Source organism: Caulobacter sp. GW821-FHT10A06, assembly GCF_059415805.1.
Genome location: NZ_JBWKNY010000001.1, coordinates 839,211 through 857,076, shown reverse-complemented (window position 1 = coordinate 857,076; position 17,866 = coordinate 839,211). Strand labels below are relative to the sequence as shown.

Genomic DNA, 17,866 nt, shown 5'->3' with positions numbered 1-17,866 from the left:
TCGTTCGGGACGGTTTCAGCCTGCATAATGTGCTGGGCCGCCGTCCGCGATACCCCGCTTTGAAGCGGGATGAATTCGTTGGCCAAGACGATGCGGCCCCTGCCCGTCTGGGGCAAGGGCCGCGCCGGTCTTAGCGGTAGCTGACCGTCTTGGCTGCTTTCACGATCTTCTCGACCGAAGGCAGCGACAGCACTTCCAGGTTCGCCGCATAGGGCAGCGGCACGTCTTCCTGGTGGACCCGCAGCGGCGGGGCGTCCAGGTAGTCGAAGCCGAACTCGGTGATGCGGGCGACGATCTCGGCGCCGACGCCCATCGGGCCCCAGCCTTCCTCGACCGTGACCAGACGGTTGGTCTTCTTGACGCTTTCCAGAACCGTGGCGTGGTCCATCGGACGGATCGTGCGCAGGTCGACGACCTCCGCCGAAATGCCTTCCTTCTCCAGCTCCTCGGCCGCCTTCAGGGCGAAGCCCACCATGCGGCTGTAGGCGACCAGGGTCACGTCCGTACCTTCGCGACGGATCTTGGCCTTGCCGATCGGCACGACCCAGTCCTCGACGTCCGGAATGTCGAACTCGTGGCCGTACATCATCTCGTGTTCGAGGAAGACGACCGGGTTCGGATCGCGGATGGCGGCCTTCAGCAGCCCCTTGGCGTCGGCCGCGTCATACGGCGCGATGACCTTCAGACCCGGGACGTTGCCGTACCAGGCGGCGTAGTCCTGGCTGTGCTGGGCGCCGACGCGCGAAGCCGCGCCGTTCGGGCCGCGGAACACGATCGACGACTTGATCTGACCGCCCGACATGTACAGCGTCTTGGCGGCCGAGTTGATGATGTGGTCGATCGCCTGCATGGCGAAGTTCCAGGTCATGAACTCGACGATCGGCTTCAGGCCGGCCATCGCCGCGCCGACGCCCATGCCGGCGAAGCCGTGCTCGGTGATCGGGGTGTCGATGACGCGCTTGTCGCCGAACTCTTGCAGCAGCTCGCGGCTGACCTTGTAGGCGCCCTGGTACTGGGCGACTTCCTCGCCCATCAGGAAGACGCGGTCGTCCTTGCGCATTTCCTCGGCCATGGCGTCGCGCAGAGCGTCGCGGACCGTGATCTTCTTCAGCGCCGTGCCGGCCGGGATTTCCGGATCGGCGAAGGTCGAGGCGGCCGAGATCGGGCCACCAGCGGCCGGGGCAGCCGCGACCGGAGCCGGAGCGGCTTCAGCGGCGACGGGGGCAGCAGCCGGAGCGGCCGGAGCCGCGGCTTCGCCCTCGCCCTTCAGGCGCGCGATCAGGGTGTTGACCTTGACGTTCTCGCTGCCGGCCGGGACCAGGATGGCTTCCACCACGCCTTCGTCGACGGCTTCGACTTCCATCGTCGCCTTGTCGGTCTCGATTTCGGCGATCACGTCGCCGGCCTTGATGGTGTCGCCTTCCTTGACGAGCCACTTGGCCAGGGTGCCTTCCTCCATCGTCGGGGAAAGCGCGGGCATCAGGATGTCCGTCACTCGGCGGCCTCCAGGTAGACGTCGGTATACAGTTCCGAGGGATCGGGCTCGGGGCTCGTGCGAGCGAACTCGGCGGCTTCGGCGACGATGCGCTTCACTTCCGCGTCGACGCCCTTCAGGTCGTCTTCGGTCACGCCGGCCTTGGCCAGGCGTTCCTTGATATGGTCGATCGGATCGCGGGTCGTCTTGACCTCGTCGACCTCTTCCTTGGTGCGGTACTTGGCCGGGTCCGACATAGAGTGGCCGCGATAGCGATAGGTCTTCATCTCGAGGATGTAGGGACCTTGGCCGCTGCGGGCGTGCTCGGTGGCGCGCGTGCCGGCTTCACGGACCGCGACGACGTCCATGCCGTCGACTTCCTCGCCCGGGATGCGGAACGAGGTGCCGCGCTTGTGGAACGCGGTTTCCGAGGCGGCGCGCTCGACGCTGGTGCCCATGGCGTACTGGTTGTTCTCGATCACGTACACGACCGGCAGCTTCCACAGCTGGGCCATGTTGAAGCTCTCGTAGACCTGGCCCTGGTTGGCCGCGCCGTCGCCCATATAGGCGTACGAGACGTTGCCATTGCCCTTGTAGCTGTTGGCCAGCGCCAGGCCGGTGCCGAGCGCGACCTGCGCGCCGACGATGCCGTGGCCGCCGTAGAAGCCGGTTTCGATGTCGAACATGTGCATCGACCCGCCCTTGCCCTTGGACGAACCGCCGGCGCGGCCGGTCAGCTCGGCCATGACCTCGCGGGGATCCATGCCGGCGGCCAGCATGTGGCCGTGGTCACGGTAGCCCGTGATGATCTGGTCGCCCTTCTGCGAGATCGACTGCATGCCGACCGCGATGGCTTCTTGACCGATGTACAGGTGGCAGAAGCCGCCGATCAGGCCCATGCCGTACAGCTGGCCGGCGCGCTCCTCGAAGCGGCGGATCAGCAGCATGTCCTGATAGAATTTCAGGAGTTCGTCCTTGCCGACGAAGTCGTTGACACCGGTGTCTACGCCCTTCGCCTCAGAGGCCTCAGCCTTGCGCGTACGCGCCATTCAAATCTCCCTGGCCAATCTTCATCGCGGCCTTCGTCCTAAGGGTGCTTCCCGCCGAAAAGTCGTCGGTTCCGCGAAGGAAATACCCTGGTGCACTCTTGGACCAACCCTGGATCTGGCGATCCTCAGGTCGACCCGCAATCGATTCCGAGAGATTACGGGATCGGTCAGCTTGGACGCTTGACCCGGATCACATAGTCCCTCGGGTCGGCATATCCTAGGAGGGAACGCGCACGCTCCTCCAGGAGATCAGCCGACAGACTGCCGCTGCGTAATAGACGAGCGCGGGCCTCCAGGTCCATCCTCTCCGCACGTATCTTCCTGAGTTCCTTTGTTTTTGCTGCGAGGTCCGCATTGCGTTGCGAGATCGACAGCAGGCCTCGATCACCCGTCAGAGCGTGAAAGGCGAAGTAGAAAATCAGGAAAAAGATCGCCGCAGTCGGCAGGAAGGGTTGCAGTCGGGCGAACATCTCGGCGTCCCAGAGAGGGACTCACAGAGTCGCAGACCGTGCTTAACGCCTTCTAAATCCAGGCATTGAGAAGGGTTATCACCGGTTCGCGAATTAGGCGAACGATGCTTTCAGATGAGATGGTTTCACCAGCATCTAGATGCCGCACCGCCGAAGCCACTTCGCGACCGCGAACAGCGGGGAAATGGTCTCGTTTGAAACCACTGCTCAGCTTTTAGAAAATTTGTGGGTTAATCGCGCCGGCAACCATTCCGGCGAGCGAGAAAATGGCGCGATGGGCGTCAGAATCGGGACCTGAGAACCGGCAAAACAAAAGGCGCGGCCCCTTTCGGAAGCCGCGCCTTCGTCATTTCCAGCGATCTGGAAGGGTCGCTTAGCGGCCCTTCAGCGCCGCGCGAGCGGCGTAGACGCCTTGGTCGTCCAGCATCTCTTCGATGCGCAGCAGCTGGTTGTACTTGGCCGTACGGTCCGAGCGAGCCAGCGAGCCGGTCTTGATCTGACCGCAGTTCAGGGCGACGGCCAGGTCGGCGATCGTCGAGTCCTCGGTCTCGCCCGAGCGGTGGCTCATGACGCTGGTGTAGCCGTGGCGGTGGGCCAGTTCGACGGCGTCGATGGTTTCCGACAGCGTGCCGATCTGATTGACCTTCACCAGGATCGAGTTGGCCAGGCCCTTGTCCAGGCCCATCTGCAGGCGCTTGGGGTTGGTCACGAACAGGTCGTCGCCGACCAGCTGGACCTTCTTGCCCAGGGTGTCGGTCAGCAGCTTCCAGCCGTCGAAGTCGTCCTCGGCCATGCCGTCCTCGATCGACAGGATCGGGAACTTCGAGGCCAAGCCGGCCAGATAATCGACCATCTGCGACGGGTCGAGCGACTTGCCCTCGCCTTCCAGCTCGTACTTGCCGTTCTTGAAGAACTCGGTCGAGGCGACGTCCAGGCCCAGGACGAAGTCCTCACCGGCGCGATAGCCGGCCTTCTCGCCAGCCTTGACGATGAAGTCCAGCGCGGCTTCGGCCGACGCCAGGTTCGGGGCGAAGCCGCCCTCGTCGCCGACGTTGGTGTTGTGGCCGGCGTCCTTCAGAGCGCCCTTCAGAGCGTGGAAGATCTCGACGCCCATGCGCAGGCCTTCGCGGAATTCCTTGGCGCCGGTCGGCAGGATCATGAATTCCTGGATATCGATCGGGTTGTCGGCGTGGGCGCCGCCGTTGATGATGTTCATCATCGGGGTCGGCAGCACGCGGGCGTTCACGCCGCCGACGTACTTGTAGAGCGGCAGGCCGGCCGACTCGGCGGCGGCCTTGGCGGCGGCCAGCGAGACGCCCAGGATGGCGTTGGCGCCCAGGCGGGCCTTGTTCGGCGTGCCGTCCAGCTCGATCAGCAGGTTGTCCAGGCGGCGCTGGTCTTCCGCGTCCACGCCCGACAGGGCGTCGAAGATCTCGCCGTTGACCGCGTCGACGGCCTGCAGGACGCCCTTGCCCAGGTAACGGGCCTTGTCGCCATCACGCTTTTCGTTGGCTTCGTGAGCGCCGGTCGAGGCGCCCGACGGCACCGCGGCGCGACCGAAGGCGCCGTCTTCCAGGATGACGTCGACTTCGACGGTCGGGTTGCCCCGGCTGTCGAGAATTTCGCGGGCGATGATGTCGACGATCTCGGTCATGGACTGCTCCTCAAGGCCAAAAGGCGCGGTGGCTTTAGCCGCCATGGGGCTCGGGCGCAACTTGACTTCCCCTTGGGAGGCCGACTGATCGTCGCTCACAAAGGGAGAAGCACATGCTGGACGTCGAACGACGCGGCCCGGTGGCCATTGTCACCCTCAATCGCCCCGAGGCGATGAACGCCCTCTCCAAGGCGCTGCGACAGGCCCTGTACGACGCCATGGTCGCGCTGGACGCCGATCCGGAGGTCAGTGTCGTGATCCTGACCGGCGCGGGCGAGAAGGCCTTCACGGCCGGCCTGGATCTCAAGGAGCTGGGCGCTGACGGCCTGGGCGCGGCCAATGACCAGGACGCCCGTTCCAACCCTGTCCGCGCCGTCGAGACCTGCCGCAAGCCGGTGATCGGCGCGATCAACGGCGTGGCCATCACCGGCGGCTTCGAGCTCGCCTTGGCCTGCGACGTGCTGATCGCCTCGGAGAACGCCCGCTTCGCCGACACCCATGCCCGCGTCGGCATCATGCCGGGCTGGGGCCTGTCGCAGAAGCTCTCGCGGCTGATCGGCATATACCGGGCCAAGGAGCTGTCCCTGACCGGCAACTTCCTGGACGCCCGCACGGCCGCTGACTGGGGTCTGGTCAATCGTGTCGTGCCGGCCGTCGAGCTGCTGCCGACCGCCCTGAAGCTGGCGCAGGACATGGCCTCGATCCCGGTCGAGACGCTGTCGTTCTACAAGTCGCTGATCGACGAGGGCTACGGCCAGGCCTTCGGCGACGGCCTGCAAACCGAGCACGCCCGCTCCACCGGCCACAACCGGGAGGTCACGCCGGAGAAGGTCGAGGAGCGCCGCCGCCAGGTCATGGCGCGCGGACGCTCCCAGTAGGTCCTAGGCATTGAGGGTCGGGGCGATCAGACCGCCCTGCCCCAGCCGGAACAGCACCCGCCCCAGCCCGAAGTCCAGCTCGACCCGGGCGAACAGGCGCAGCACGTCGACGCCCAGCAGCGCCGCCGGCCGATCGTTCAGGCCCCAGACGTCGAAGATGTGCAGGTCGGCGAAGGCCATCGGGATGTTGGTGATCCGCAGCTCGCCCATCGTGATCGAGGGCACGACGCGGAACTCGCCCAGCAACATCTCACCGCCGGCGGTCAGCAGCCGGGCCTGCTGGAAATAGTCGGGCGACCGGCGTCGGCGCGCGGCGATGGCGCGGGCCAGGGCCATGTTGCCGATGCTGACCCCGCCCCCGGAATCGATGAAGGCCAGCGACCGCGCTCCGGCGATCCGCGAGTCGGCCAGGGTCAGCCGCCCGAACTTCTCATCGGCCACGACCGAGACCTCACGCGGCAAGCGGAACGAGCCGTTGACCGGTGAGCTGCGGCGGATCTCCAGCTGCTTCTTGCGGAAGTCGATGACGATGTTGCGGTCTTCGAGAATGTCGACGCCCAGCAGACCGTCCGCGCCGATGCGCTCGTAGGGCAGCACCGGCAGGGTCGCATCCGTCAGTCGGGAGTCGCCGCTGCGCAGCAGGGTCACACGCGCCGTCTGGCTCAGGACCGAGCCGGAGACCCCGTGCACCATCACGTCCGGTCCGCGCGGCAGGACCAGGCGCTCGGCGATGCCCGGCGTCAGGACGCTGCGGTCGGCGCCCGTGTCGACGACGAATTGGAAAGGCCCCTGCCCGTTGATCATGACCGGCACGGTCAGGCGGGCGTCCTGGTCCAGGGAAGCGTCGAGGATCAGCAGCGGCTGCTCGACCGGCGGGACGGGAGCGGGTGGTGTCTGAGACAGCGAGACCGGCGTGATCGCGCCCGCCAGCGCCGGTGGCGCGGCCAGCGAAAGACCCAGTCCCGCCGCTATGTCGCGGCGTGTGAGCATGGGCGTATCCTCCCTTGCGGGAAGCGTAACACCGTTCTTTTATTTCGCGACGGAAATACGACGAAAAACGCCGCCCGGCGGACCGGGCGGCGTTTTCAAAGCCGTCAGTGACGGAAGGAGACCTTAGTCTTCCTTCGGCGTCAGGATCTGCTTGCCGTTGTACATGCCGGTCTTCAGATCGACATGGTGCGGACGGCGGAGCTCACCGGTGTCCTTGTCCTCGACGAACGAGTTGGCGCCCAGGGCGTGGTGCGACCGGCGCATGTTCCGGCGAGAAGGCGAAGTTTTTCTTTTGGGAACGGCCATCGAAGTGACTCTGCTCGCTGAGCGTGAAAATTAGGAGCGGCGGCTAGGGTTCGACCCAGGCCGCCGCGTGAGCGGGGGCTTATGCCCGAATCTCTCCCCGGATGCAAGCACCCGGGGAAAAAGCGTCACACAAGCCTTCCGTGCTCCTTCGCCGCGGCGATGAAGCTGGCGAAAAGCGGGTGCGGCGCGAACGGACGGCTCTTCAGTTCCGGGTGGTACTGGACGCCGATGAACCACGGATGGTCGTCCCGCTCGACGATCTCGGGCAGCACGCCATTGGGCGAGCGTCCCGTCAATTTCAGGCCGGCGTCCTCCATCAGGTGGGCGTAGCCGATATTGACCTCGTAGCGGTGCCTGTGGCGCTCGCTGATCTCGGTGCCGCCATAGATCTCGGCGACCTTCGAACCGGCCGTCAGGACCGCCTCGTAGGCCCCCAGGCGCATGGTGCCGCCCAGATCGTCGTTGGCGCGACGCTGGACGGTCTCGTTGCCCTTGATCCACTCGGTCATGATGCCGACCACGGGACGCTCTGTGGGGCCAAACTCGGACGAACTGGCGTCCTTGATCCCGGCGACGTTTCGAAGGGTCTCGATCACGGCCATCTGCATGCCGAAGCAGATGCCGAAGTACGGCACCTTCCGTTCGCGGGCGAACTGGGCCGCGCGGATCTTGCCCTCCGCACCCCGTTCGCCGAAGCCGCCGGGCACCATGATGGCGTGGGCGTTCTCCAGGCGGGCCGCGGCCGCGCCCTCGTCGCCCTCGAAGGTCTCGCTCTCGACCCAGTCCAGGTTGACCTTGACCTTGTTGGCCAGACCGCCGTGGTGCAGGGCCTCGATCAGCGACTTATAGGCGTCCTTCAGGACGGTATATTTGCCGACGACGGCGATGGTGACCTCGCCGTCGGGGTGTTGGACGGTGTCGTCGATCGTCTTCCAGCGCGTCAGGTCCGGCGCCGGGGCGTCGTGCATGCCGAAGACGTCGAGAACCTCGGCGTCCAGGCCTTCCTGGTGATAGTCGATCGGCACGGCGTAGATCGACGAGCTATCCATCGCCTGGATGACCGCGCTGGGGCGGACATTGCAGAACTGCGCGATCTTGCGCTTTTCCTCGGCCGGGATCTCCTGCTCGCAGCGACACAGCAGGATGTCGGGCTGGATACCGATCGAGCGCAGTTCCTTGACCGAGTGCTGGGTCGGCTTGGTCTTCATCTCGCCGGCCGTCTTGATGAACGGCAGCAAGGTCAGGTGCACGTAGCAGCTCTGGCCGCGCGGCAGGTCCTGACGCAGCTGACGGATGGCCTCGAAGAACGGCAGGCCCTCGATGTCGCCGACGGTGCCGCCGATCTCGACCAGCACGAAGTCGACCGGCTTGCCGCCCGTCTCGTCCATGGCGGGCGACAGGACGAAGTCCTTGATCTCGTTGGTGACGTGCGGAATCACCTGGACGGTCGCGCCGAGATAGTCGCCGCGGCGCTCCTTCTCGATGATCGTCTTGTAGATCTGGCCCGTCGTGATGTTGTCGGCCTTCTTGGCCGACACGCCGGTAAAGCGCTCGTAGTGGCCAAGGTCCAGGTCGGTTTCCGCCCCGTCGTCGGTCACGAAGACCTCGCCGTGCTGATACGGGCTCATCGTGCCCGGATCGACGTTGAGATAGGGGTCGAGCTTACGAAGGCGAACCGTGTAGCCACGCGCTTGCAGCAGCGCGCCGAGCGCCGCCGAGGCCAAACCTTTGCCAAGCGAGGAAACCACGCCGCCGGTGATGAAAATGTACCGCGTCATGGGCGATCAGATTACCCGTGATTCGACGACGCCGGTGAAAAGACCTGCGTTCATCAACAAGATTAAACCCCCGAGGTTGCCCTCGGGGGTCGGTTCAGATCCGTCTTGGGACGGTTATTGTTTCGGTTGCTCAGTCGGCGGAGCCGCGACCGTCGGGGTCGCTGCGGGCGCCGGAGCCGTCTCGGCCGGCTTGGCCGCCGCCTTCGGAGCCGCGGCCGGCTTCTTGGCCGCTTGAGTCGGGGCCGGCGCCGCCGGTGCCGGAGCCAGCAGCGAGGGCTGCGGCGCGGTCGGGGCCGGGGCGTTGATCTGCGGGGCCGGAGCCTGGATGGCGCCCGGCTGGGCGGCCGACGGATCGGTGGCGGGAGCCTGAGGCAGCGGCGCGGCGTTCAGGGTCTTGGCGTCCAGGCTCTGGATGTTCAGGCGGTCGGTGACCGAGCCGCCGGTGTTGGAGCGACCGGTCAGGATCGTCAGCGTCAGGCTGATCACGAGGAAGATGGAGAACAGGATCCAGGTGATGCGGGTCAGCAGGTCGCCGGCGCCTCGAGCGGTCATGAAGCCGGTGTTGCCGCCGCCCATGCCCAGCGCGCCGCCTTCCGAGCGTTGCAGCAGGACGACCCCGATCAGACCGAGGCAGACGACGATATTGATGGCCAGCAGGACGCCGATGAGCATGACGAAGTTGTTCTCGATCCGGGCGCGGGCGAAATGCCACGCGAAAAACGAAGCGGCCCCTCTACCACTAGAGGCGGCTACGCGCCATAGCTGGGAAGCGTGCTCTCCCACGCAAGCCCCCCAAGTCCCTTAAGTCCCCCAAGCCAATTCTCCGGACCGCATGATCCTCGAGACCGAACGCCTGACCCTCGCTCCCCTGACGGTCGACGACGCGCCCCTGATCTATCCGTTCCTCAGTGATGCGGAAGTGATGTCGAACCTGGACCAGGAACCGATCGAGGATCCTGACGAGGTGACCAGCCGCGTCGCCGCCCAGGTCGACCAGATGGTCGCCGGCGACGCCGCCTACTGGTGCATCCGCCATACGACCAGCGGCGCGTTCCTGGGCTATTGCGAGTTCATCGATATCGACAAGCGCCACGACCGGGCCGAGATCCGCTTCGTGGTCGACCGCAAGGGCTGGGGCCAGGGCTTCGGCGCTGAGGCGGTCAGCGCCCTCCTCGCCTATGGCGCCAGCAGCGGCCTCAAGAGCCTGGTGGCCAGCACCCACGTCGGCGACAACCGCGCCGAGCACCTGCTGCAGAAGCTGGGCTTCAAGGCCGAGGGCTATCTGAAAGGCGCCGTGCACCGCGACGGCGAGCGTCGCGACCGCCGTCTCTACGCCCTGGATCTGTAGTCGGAAGTCTAGAGTCTGGGTGCGGCGATCAGTATTATCGACCCGAGAGATTAACGCAGGCATGGTCTGCGTTAACCGTCGCACCCCGAATCGGGTGCGTCCGGAACGGAGATCCCGATGCGCTCGCCCGCCGACATGGACATCGTCCAGATCGACATCAGCACCAAGTGCCACTTGGCCTGCAGCAATTGCACGCGGCTGATCCCGCACCAGACCCAGCGCCGGGACATGGAGCTGGAGACCTTCGAGCGCTCGGTAAAGAGCATGGAAGGCTGGAACGCCCCGAACAAGGTGATCGGCGTCATCGCCGGCGAACCCACCCTGCACGGCAATTTCGAGCAGATCTCGCGCCGGTTCGCCGAGCTGTGGGGCGGCCCGAACACCAATAACGGCAAGGCGCCGATCAAGGATTTCAACGACTTCGCCACGCAGCGCCTGTTCGACCGCTCGAACGGCCGCGGACTTTGGACCAGCCTCGGGAACGGGTTCTACAAGAACTACGAGACCATCATGGAGGTCTACAGCCACTTCAACACCAACACCCACGAGACCGCGGGCCAGCACCAGGCGCTGCTGATCAGCCGCAAGGACTACACCCAGGCGACCGGCATGTCGGACGCCGAGTGGGAGTACAATCGCGACAATTGCTGGGTGCAGAAGCTGTGGTCGGCGACGATCAACGACAAGGGCGCCTATTTCTGTGAAGTGGCCGGCGCCATCGACCGCCTGTATTTCGACGGCCAGCGCGCCTGGCCGGTCGAGCACGGCTGGTGGCAGCGCACGCCCGAAGACTTCAAGGACCAGCTGGACCTCTGCAACTATTGCGGCCTGGCCCAGCCGGGGCCGTCGCAGCTGGACCTGCTGGACCGCGACATCATCTCGGCCGAGCACAAGGCGATCCTGAAGAAGCTGGGCAGCCCGGCGATCCGCAAGCGCGCCTATGAGATGTTCGACCCCGCCCTGCACATGCAGAAGCGCCAGGTCGAGACCCGCGACAACTATGTGGGCGACGCCAGCTCGGGCCGCCGCGTCGGCATCGGCCACAACTCGACCAAGCCGCGCAAACTGGCCTGCGTCCTGACCTCGGTCGGCTACGGCGACGACCTGGCCCTGACCCTGCCGCAGAACATGCGCGAGTTCGACGAGATGATCGTCGTCACCTCCAGCGACGACCTGCGCACCCAGGAAGTGGTCAAGGAAAACGGCGCGACCTTGGTGATCTCGGACCGCTGCTTCGACGACGACCACGCCTTCAACAAGGGCAAGATGCTGAACGACGGCCTCAAGGGGCTGAAGGACGCGGACTGGATCGTCTTCACCGACGCCGACATCGTCATGTTCGAGGGCTTCTACGAGCTGTTCATGTCGCACTCGTGGAACCCGGGCTGCCTGTATTTCACCAGCCGCGTCGACAGCCAGAAGGTCGAAGGCAAGGGCGAGCAGACTAATTTCGAGCCGAACGGCTACTTCCAGCTGTTCAACGCCAAGGCCACGGCCATCCGCGACAGCTGGCCCAATATCGTCAGCGAGAACTTCTGCTCGGCCGGCAGTGTCGACAGCTGGTTCTATCAGCAATGGCGCCGCGACAACCTGTTCGGCATCAGCGACATCCCGGTCCAGCACATCGCCAGCGCGCGTCTGGGCGAGAACTGGAACGGCAAGCAGGTCAAGCCCAAGAAGTGGCGCCAGTTCGGCATCCTGACCACCAACGGCTTCACCGCCCTGGACTCGACCGCCACCCAGGTGCCCGAGACCATCCGCCTGACCGACACCTGCAACGGCGACACGATCGAGCTGCACCGCGACGACCTGGACAAGCACGTCCACATCGGCCCCAACGGCCTGGTCTTCGGGGGCAAGGACATCGGTCACATGCACGTCCACGTGGCTTACTTCGCGGATTGATGGAGTCTTCTCCCTTCCCCTTGATGGGGAAGGGTTGGGGATGGGGTGACCTGCTGAGCTGGACGCCGTGCGCGGCATCCGACGCCGTAGTCACCCCCACCCCTGCCCCTCCCCCATCGAGGGGGAGGGAACGTGTTTCATCGCCCTCGCGCCCCGAAGCTGCGAGTGGGTGGAAAGGGACGCGGAGCGCCGGGCCGCGCCCGGACTGTGTTTGAGTTAGTACCGTTTCGACGAAGCCAGACGCTCCGCGCGATCGTTATCCGCCAGCGTCCCGTCAGGTGGCCCTGTTCAGGCCTTACCGGGAGCCGGACCTCGCCGTTTCCGGCAAGCTCCAACGGTCGAAGAAGGCGAGCCAAAAATGGCTAAGACACACCCCTTTGCCTTCGACCACGCCAGCGGCGGGCGGGTTCAGCCAGCACGCTGAAGCCCCGGACCGTCCGAGTATCCCCCTCGGACCTTCACCGCTCGATCACACCCCGCCGCCGCAACGGTCGCTGGCCATGCGCCCTTTCCTCGCGACGAGGTGGGATCATTGTCGAGGGGTTCTGAGCGCGGATCATTCGGAGGCGTGTAAAATCGACAGGGCGTTGATTTTACAGAAGTCTATATCGCGAATTCCGAGGATAGAGGCCGCTTAATCCCCATAAACTCCCTCTCTCTTAGAGAGAGGGTTGGGGTGAGTGGTTAGGACGTCTGACGGAGTGCCGGCACGCCGTCGACCGGCGTACCCACTCACCCTCCCACCGCTTCGCGGCGGGCCCCTCCCTCTCTCCATGAGAGAGGGGTTTTTCCATCGAATCCGCTATGCCTGCGCCCCTAGTCTCCGGAGTACCCGCCATGCCGTTCCGTCAGTTCGTGGCGCTCGCCCTGTCCGTCGTCGCGCTGGCCGTCTGCGGAACCGCCTCCGCCGCCGAATACGGCTTCAAGGACCTGCTCAAGGACCCCGGCGTACCGCGCCTGGGCGCTGCGGCCCCTGACGTCGTCATCGTCATGTACGGCGACTACAACTGCGGCTACTGCAAGCGCATGGAGCCGGTCCTGGCCGATGCGCTGAAGACCGACGGCCGGCTGGCCGTCGTCCACAAGGACTGGCCCATCTTCGGCGACGTGTCCGAGCACGCCGCGCGGGTGGCGCTGGCGGCGACCTATCAAGGCCAGTACGAGGCCGTGCATCGGGCCTTCATGCTCTCGCCCACGCGTCTCAGCGACAAGCCGATGGTCGACGCCGTCGCCAAGCAGGCTGGCGTGGACTGGCCCCGGCTGACCCGCGACCTCAAGGCCCACGGCGGCGAGATCGACGCCATCCTGGCGCGCAACGCGCGCGAGGCCGCGCTCCTGCAATTTCAGGGCACGCCCGGCCTGGTGATCAACGGCTATCTCATCCCCGGCGCGCTGTCGGGCGAGGAGCTGAAGGGCGTGCTGCAGAAGATCCGCGCCGCCAAGAATCCAGGGGCTTAAAGCCCCCTACTCCTTGGCCAACTTTGCCAGCACGGCCAGGATCTTCTCGGCCGCGTCCAGGCGCTGAGCGGGGGTGTCCCACTCGCCCTTGACCACGACCTTCTGGTCCGGACGCACCTTCCAGATGATGCTGTTCTTGCCGACGTACTGCATCAGCCCCAGCGGGTTGGCGTAGGTGTCGTTGCGGAAGCTTGCGACGGCGCCCTTCGGGCCGACATCGATCTTGGCGACATTGGCTTCGCGGCACAAACCCTTGATGGCGACGACCTTGAGCAGGCTGTCGGTCTCGGGTGGCAGCGGGCCGAAGCGGTCGATCATCTCGGCGGCCAGGGCTTCGCGATCGGCGGCCTGCTCGGCGTCGGACAGGCGGCGATAGAGCGACAGGCGGACGTTCAGGTCCGGGACGTACTCGTCCGGGATCATCACGGCCGCGCCGGTGTTGATCTGCGGCGACCAGCCCCGATCCTCCAGCAGGGCTTCCTGACCTTGGCGTTGGCGGAGTTCGGCGACCGCGTCCTCCAGCATCTGCTGGTAGAGCTCGACGCCGATCTCCTTAATGTGGCCGCTCTGCTCGTCGCCCAACAGGTTGCCGCCGCCGCGCTGGTCCAGGTCGTGACTGGCCAGCTGGAAGCCGGCGCCCAGGCTGTCCAGCGACTGCAGCACCTGCAGGCGCTTCTCGGCCGACAGGGTCAGCGACTTCTCGACCGGCGTGGTCAGATAGGCGTAGGCCCGGGCCTTGGACCGGCCGACGCGGCCTCGGATCTGATAGAGCTGGGCCAGGCCGAACATGTCGGCGCGATGGACGATCAGGGTGTTGGCCGACGGGATGTCGAGGCCGCTCTCGACGATCGTGGTGGCGAGCAGCACGTCGTACTGGCCCTCGTAGAAGGCCGTCATCACGTCTTCCAGTTGGGTGGCCGCCATCTGGCCATGGCCGACGACGTACTTCACCTCCGGCACCTGGGTGCGGAGGAACTTCTCGATGTCCTCCAGGTCCTTGATGCGCGGCACCACGTAGTAGGACTGGCCGCCGCGATACTTCTCGCGCAGCAGGGCCTCGCGCAGGGTCACCGGGTCGAACGGGCTGATATAGGTGCGCACCGCCAGGCGATCGACCGGCGGCGTGGCGATGATCGACATCTCGCGGATGCCCGACAGCGCCATCTGCAGGGTCCGGGGGATCGGCGTCGCGGTCAGGGTCAGCATGTGCACGTCGGCGCGAAGCTCTTTCAGCTTCTCCTTGTGCTTGACGCCGAAGTGCTGCTCCTCGTCGACGATGACCATGCCCAGGTCCTTGAACGAGACCTGCTTTGAGAGCACCGCGTGGGTGCCGACGACGATCTCGATCGTGCCATCGGCCAGGCCTTCGCGGGTCTCGGCGGCTTCCTTGCCGGTGACCAGGCGCGACAGGCGCGTGACCTTGATCGGCCAGCCCTGGAAGCGGTCCTTGAAGGTCTTGTAGTGCTGGCGGGCCAGCAGCGTCGTCGGGCAGACGATGGCCACCTGCTTGCCGCTCATCGCCACCACGAAGGCCGCGCGCAGGGCCACTTCGGTCTTGCCGAAGCCGACGTCGCCGCAGATCAGGCGGTCCATCGGCTTGCCGGACGAGAGGTCCTCCAGCACGTCGTGGATGGCGCTGAGCTGGTCGTCCGTCTCCTCGTAGGGGAAGCGAGCGCAGAACTCGTCGAACACGCCCTGCGGCGCGTCGGTCTCCTCGACGGACTTCAGCTGGCGGGCGGCGGCGATCTGGATCAGGCCTTCGGCCATGACCCGCAGGCGCTCTTTCGCTTTCGCCTTGCGCCCCTGCCAAGCCGCGCCGCCCAGCTTGTCCAGCTGGACGCTCTCGGGGTCCGAGGCGCCGTAGCGGGTCAAAAGGTCGATATTTTCGACCGGCAGATAGAGCTTGGCCTCGCCGCCGTACATCAGGTCCAGGCAGTCATGCGGCGCGCCCTGGACGTCCAGGGTCTTGAGGCCCTCGTAGCGGCCAATGCCGTGATCGATGTGGACGACCAGGTCGCCCGGCGTCAGGGCGCTGGCCTCGGCCAGGAAGTTGGCGGCGCGGCGCTTCTTGCGCGGGCGGGCCAGGCGGTCGCCCAGGATGTCGGTCTCGGAGATGACCGCCAGCTGGTCGGTCTCGAAGCCATGGTCCAGCGGCAGCACGACCCGCTGCGGCGTCTTGGGATCATTGGCCTTGGCCGCCTGCCAGTAGCCGGCATACGGGATCTTCTTCAGGCCGTGATCGGCCAGCATGGTCCCCAGGCGCTCGGACGAGCCCTCGGACCACGAGGCGAACAGCACGCGCTTGCCATCGGCGGCCAGTTTCTTGGCGTGGTCGGCGGTGGCCTCGAACAGGTTGACGCTGTCCTGGGCCCGCTCGGCGGCGAAGACCCGGCCCAGTTTTGCCCCAAGATCGACGACGTCCAGGCCCTGGGGCTGGAACGGCGTGAACAGGCGGTGCGGGCGGTCGGTAAGCTCGCGGTCCCATTCGGCGGCGGTCAGGTACAGCGCCTCGGGGGCCAGCGGGCGGTAGGCCGACTTGCGGTCGGCGCTGGCGCGGGCGTCATAGGCGTCGGCGATCATCGCCAGGCGCTCGTCGCGGGCCTCGGCGGCCTGGTGGTCGACGCCGATCAGGCTGCCGGCCGGCAGATAGTCGAACAGCGTCGCCATTCGCTCGTAGAACAGCGGCAGCCAGTGCTCGAGACCGGCGCGGCGGCCGCCCTCGCTGACGGCGGCGTACAGCGGATCATCGCCCGGCGCGCCGAACTGCGCGACATAGCCCTTGCGGAACCGCGAGATGCCGTCGGCGTCCAGCAGAGCCTCGCTGACCGGCAGCAGGTCGATTTCCTTCAGCTGCTTGGTCGAGCGCTGGGTCTCGGGGTCGAAAGCGCGGATGCTTTCCAGCGTGTCGCCGAACAGGTCCAGGCGCACGGGTTCTTCGGCCGCCGGCGGATAGACGTCGATGACGCCGCCGCGGATCGCGAACTCGCCACGCTCAGAGACGGTGGAGGCGCGGGTGTAGCCGTTGACCGCGAAATAGCGCTCCAGGTCCTTGATATCGACGACATTGCCGACCTTGGCCGAGTAGCTGGCGCGCAGCAGCACGTCCTTGGTCGGCACCCGCTGCAGCAGGGCCGGCGCGGCGATGACCAGGATGGCCGGCTTGCTCTCGCCCAGGCCTCGGGCCAGGCGCGACAGCGTCGCCATACGGGTGGCCGAGACGCCCGAGGACGGACCGATGCGGTCGTAAGGCAGGCAGTCCCACGACGGGAACAGCACCGCCTCGATCTCGGGCGCGAAGAACTTCAGGGCGTCGATAAAGGCGCCGGCGCGGGCCGTGTCGCGGGCCACGAACGCGGTCAGGCCGCCGCGCGCCCGGGCGATGTCGGCCATCACCAGCGCGTCGAAGCCTTCCGGCGCGCCGGCCAGGGTCAGGCCGCCCGCGGCCTTGGCGATCTGTTTGGCGTCGTAGCTCATGCTTTTAAGCGCCGTCTCCGGTCGGGCGCGAGGCGTGCGCCTCGAACCTGAACGCACGGATCATCGCCAGGACGTCCGTCTCGAACTTTTCAGGGGTCGGCTCCTGGCCGACGATCCAGGCGTAGATCTCGCGGTCCGACTCCTCGAGCAGGGTCTCCAGCGTGTCGATCTGCTCGGGAGTCAGGTTCGGGCCATGGACATCCGCGAACGGGCCTAGAATGAGGTCCGCTTCCCGGAAGCCGCGATGCCAGGCGCGGAAACGAAGGCGCCGAAGGCGGGAGTCGTGGTCGATCGTCATGTGCTGGCGGATATAGAGGGGCCTTAAGGCTTGCGCCACTCCATGATGAGGTACCAGGGCACGCGCCGGTATCTGTCAGCACGCTCGGCCGGCCCACCATGCGGCGCGGGCTCGTCGAAGTGGGTCAGGACAAGCCCCTGGCCCAGGAACCAATGCATGTAGTCCTTCAGCGGACGGTGCCAGTTGAGGATACGAATGCCGCGCCATTCCTCCCAGCTGGCGCGAGGCTCCAGATAGTGGTCGATGGCGAACTGGGTCTTGTGGCCCAGCACGTTCTTCTGCCAGCCGCCATGCGCGCGGGCCGTCGAGAAGCTGGTCAGATTGGCGATCAGCAGCGTCCCGCCAGGCCTTAGGACCCGGGTCATCTCGGCGATGGCCCGGTCGGCGGCTTCGATGTCGATCAGGGACAGGCAGCTGACCACCAGGTCGAAGCTGGCGTCGGGGAAGTCCAGGACCTCGGCTTGGCCGTGGACATAGGTCCCGTCCGGATCCTTCGCCCGCGCCGCGTCCAGCAACTCCGCGGTCGGGTCCAGGCCCACGGGGGCGAAGCCCTCGCGGCGCAGGATCCGGCAAAACCGCCCCTCCCCGCAGCCCACATCCAGGGCTCGGCGGGGCGTCAGCAAGCGCAGGCGCTCGATCATCGGCGCGTCCAGCACCCACTGGCGTCCGTAGTCTCCAGCCTCGCCCATGTCGGCGATCCAGGCCTTGGCGGAAGCTTTCCAGCCGTTGTCGCTCATCTTCCGAATACCCCCTATCGCCTTGTGGCGATTGACTTTGCCGACTT

The 17,866-nt window shown here is 66.2% G+C and carries 15 protein-coding genes; 4 read left to right on the top strand and 11 right to left on the bottom strand.

Annotated elements, in window-relative coordinates:
* Nucleotides 1-130: 130 nt before the first annotated feature.
* From AC07NF_RS03835 to eno, 4 genes are all read right to left on the bottom strand, one after another.
* On the bottom strand, nucleotides 131-1,495 hold the full coding sequence (locus tag AC07NF_RS03835) for a pyruvate dehydrogenase complex E1 component subunit beta (RefSeq protein WP_494630753.1): 1,365 nt from the start codon (nucleotides 1,493-1,495) through the stop codon (nucleotides 131-133).
* Nucleotides 1,492-2,523, bottom strand: coding sequence for a pyruvate dehydrogenase (acetyl-transferring) E1 component subunit alpha (gene pdhA / locus AC07NF_RS03830; RefSeq protein ID WP_454716210.1), 1,032 nt, complete (start codon nucleotides 2,521-2,523; stop codon nucleotides 1,492-1,494). The genes AC07NF_RS03835 and pdhA overlap by 4 nt, the downstream gene beginning before the upstream one ends.
* A gap of 167 nt (nucleotides 2,524-2,690) precedes the next feature.
* Complete coding sequence (locus AC07NF_RS03825) at nucleotides 2,691-2,993, bottom strand: FtsB family cell division protein (RefSeq protein WP_047405705.1); 303 nt, start codon at nucleotides 2,991-2,993, stop codon at nucleotides 2,691-2,693.
* Nucleotides 2,994-3,366: 373 nt separating this feature from the next.
* Complete coding sequence (gene eno, locus AC07NF_RS03820) at nucleotides 3,367-4,647, bottom strand: phosphopyruvate hydratase (protein ID WP_494630758.1); 1,281 nt, start codon at nucleotides 4,645-4,647, stop codon at nucleotides 3,367-3,369.
* 113 nt (nucleotides 4,648-4,760) lie between these two features.
* Here eno and AC07NF_RS03815 point away from each other — a divergent pair, with 113 nt between their 5' ends.
* A complete protein-coding gene (locus AC07NF_RS03815; RefSeq protein WP_494630761.1) occupies nucleotides 4,761-5,525 on the top strand; it encodes an enoyl-CoA hydratase in 765 nt (254 codons plus the stop codon).
* A 3-nt stretch (nucleotides 5,526-5,528) separates the two neighbouring features.
* Here the strand turns inward: AC07NF_RS03815 and AC07NF_RS03810 are convergent, their stop codons facing one another.
* The 4 genes from AC07NF_RS03810 to secG form a co-directional block, all read right to left on the bottom strand.
* Complete coding sequence (locus tag AC07NF_RS03810; RefSeq protein ID WP_494630764.1) at nucleotides 5,529-6,515, bottom strand: retropepsin-like aspartic protease; 987 nt, start codon at nucleotides 6,513-6,515, stop codon at nucleotides 5,529-5,531.
* A gap of 123 nt (nucleotides 6,516-6,638) precedes the next feature.
* A complete protein-coding gene (rpmF, locus tag AC07NF_RS03805; protein WP_172263992.1) occupies nucleotides 6,639-6,821 on the bottom strand; it encodes a 50S ribosomal protein L32 in 183 nt (60 codons plus the stop codon).
* Between the two features lie 125 nt (nucleotides 6,822-6,946).
* Complete coding sequence (pyrG, locus tag AC07NF_RS03800; RefSeq protein ID WP_492810763.1) at nucleotides 6,947-8,599, bottom strand: CTP synthase; 1,653 nt, start codon at nucleotides 8,597-8,599, stop codon at nucleotides 6,947-6,949.
* Between the two features lie 114 nt (nucleotides 8,600-8,713).
* On the bottom strand, nucleotides 8,714-9,271 hold the full coding sequence (secG, locus tag AC07NF_RS03795) for a preprotein translocase subunit SecG (RefSeq protein ID WP_494630767.1): 558 nt from the start codon (nucleotides 9,269-9,271) through the stop codon (nucleotides 8,714-8,716).
* Nucleotides 9,272-9,431: 160 nt separating this feature from the next.
* On the opposite strand from secG, the gene AC07NF_RS03790 reads away from it, so the two are divergent.
* The 3 genes from AC07NF_RS03790 to AC07NF_RS03780 all read left to right on the top strand — a co-directional run bounded on the left by AC07NF_RS03790 (nucleotide 9,432) and on the right by AC07NF_RS03780 (nucleotide 13,310).
* Nucleotides 9,432-9,947 (top strand): GNAT family N-acetyltransferase, encoded by a 516-nt coding sequence (locus AC07NF_RS03790; RefSeq protein ID WP_492810767.1) that lies wholly within the window; start codon nucleotides 9,432-9,434, stop codon nucleotides 9,945-9,947.
* Between the two features lie 117 nt (nucleotides 9,948-10,064).
* Complete coding sequence (locus AC07NF_RS03785) at nucleotides 10,065-11,852, top strand: hypothetical protein (RefSeq protein ID WP_494630769.1); 1,788 nt, start codon at nucleotides 10,065-10,067, stop codon at nucleotides 11,850-11,852.
* A gap of 837 nt (nucleotides 11,853-12,689) precedes the next feature.
* Nucleotides 12,690-13,310 (top strand): DsbA family protein, encoded by a 621-nt coding sequence (locus tag AC07NF_RS03780; protein WP_494630772.1) that lies wholly within the window; start codon nucleotides 12,690-12,692, stop codon nucleotides 13,308-13,310.
* Nucleotides 13,311-13,316: 6 nt separating this feature from the next.
* Here the strand turns inward: AC07NF_RS03780 and mfd are convergent, their stop codons facing one another.
* From mfd to AC07NF_RS03765, 3 genes are read right to left on the bottom strand one after another with little or no spacing between them, the layout of a single operon-like run.
* Nucleotides 13,317-16,784, bottom strand: coding sequence for a transcription-repair coupling factor (mfd, locus tag AC07NF_RS03775; RefSeq protein ID WP_494630775.1), 3,468 nt, complete (start codon nucleotides 16,782-16,784; stop codon nucleotides 13,317-13,319).
* 4 nt (nucleotides 16,785-16,788) lie between these two features.
* Nucleotides 16,789-17,082: an FAD assembly factor SdhE gene (locus AC07NF_RS03770; RefSeq protein WP_125158468.1), complete on the bottom strand. Its 294-nt coding sequence runs from the start codon at nucleotides 17,080-17,082 to the stop codon at nucleotides 16,789-16,791.
* A 23-nt stretch (nucleotides 17,083-17,105) separates the two neighbouring features.
* Entirely contained in the window at nucleotides 17,106-17,837 is a 732-nt protein-coding gene (locus AC07NF_RS03765; RefSeq protein ID WP_494631702.1) for a class I SAM-dependent methyltransferase, read from the bottom strand.
* Between the last annotated feature and the right edge of the window lie 29 nt (nucleotides 17,838-17,866).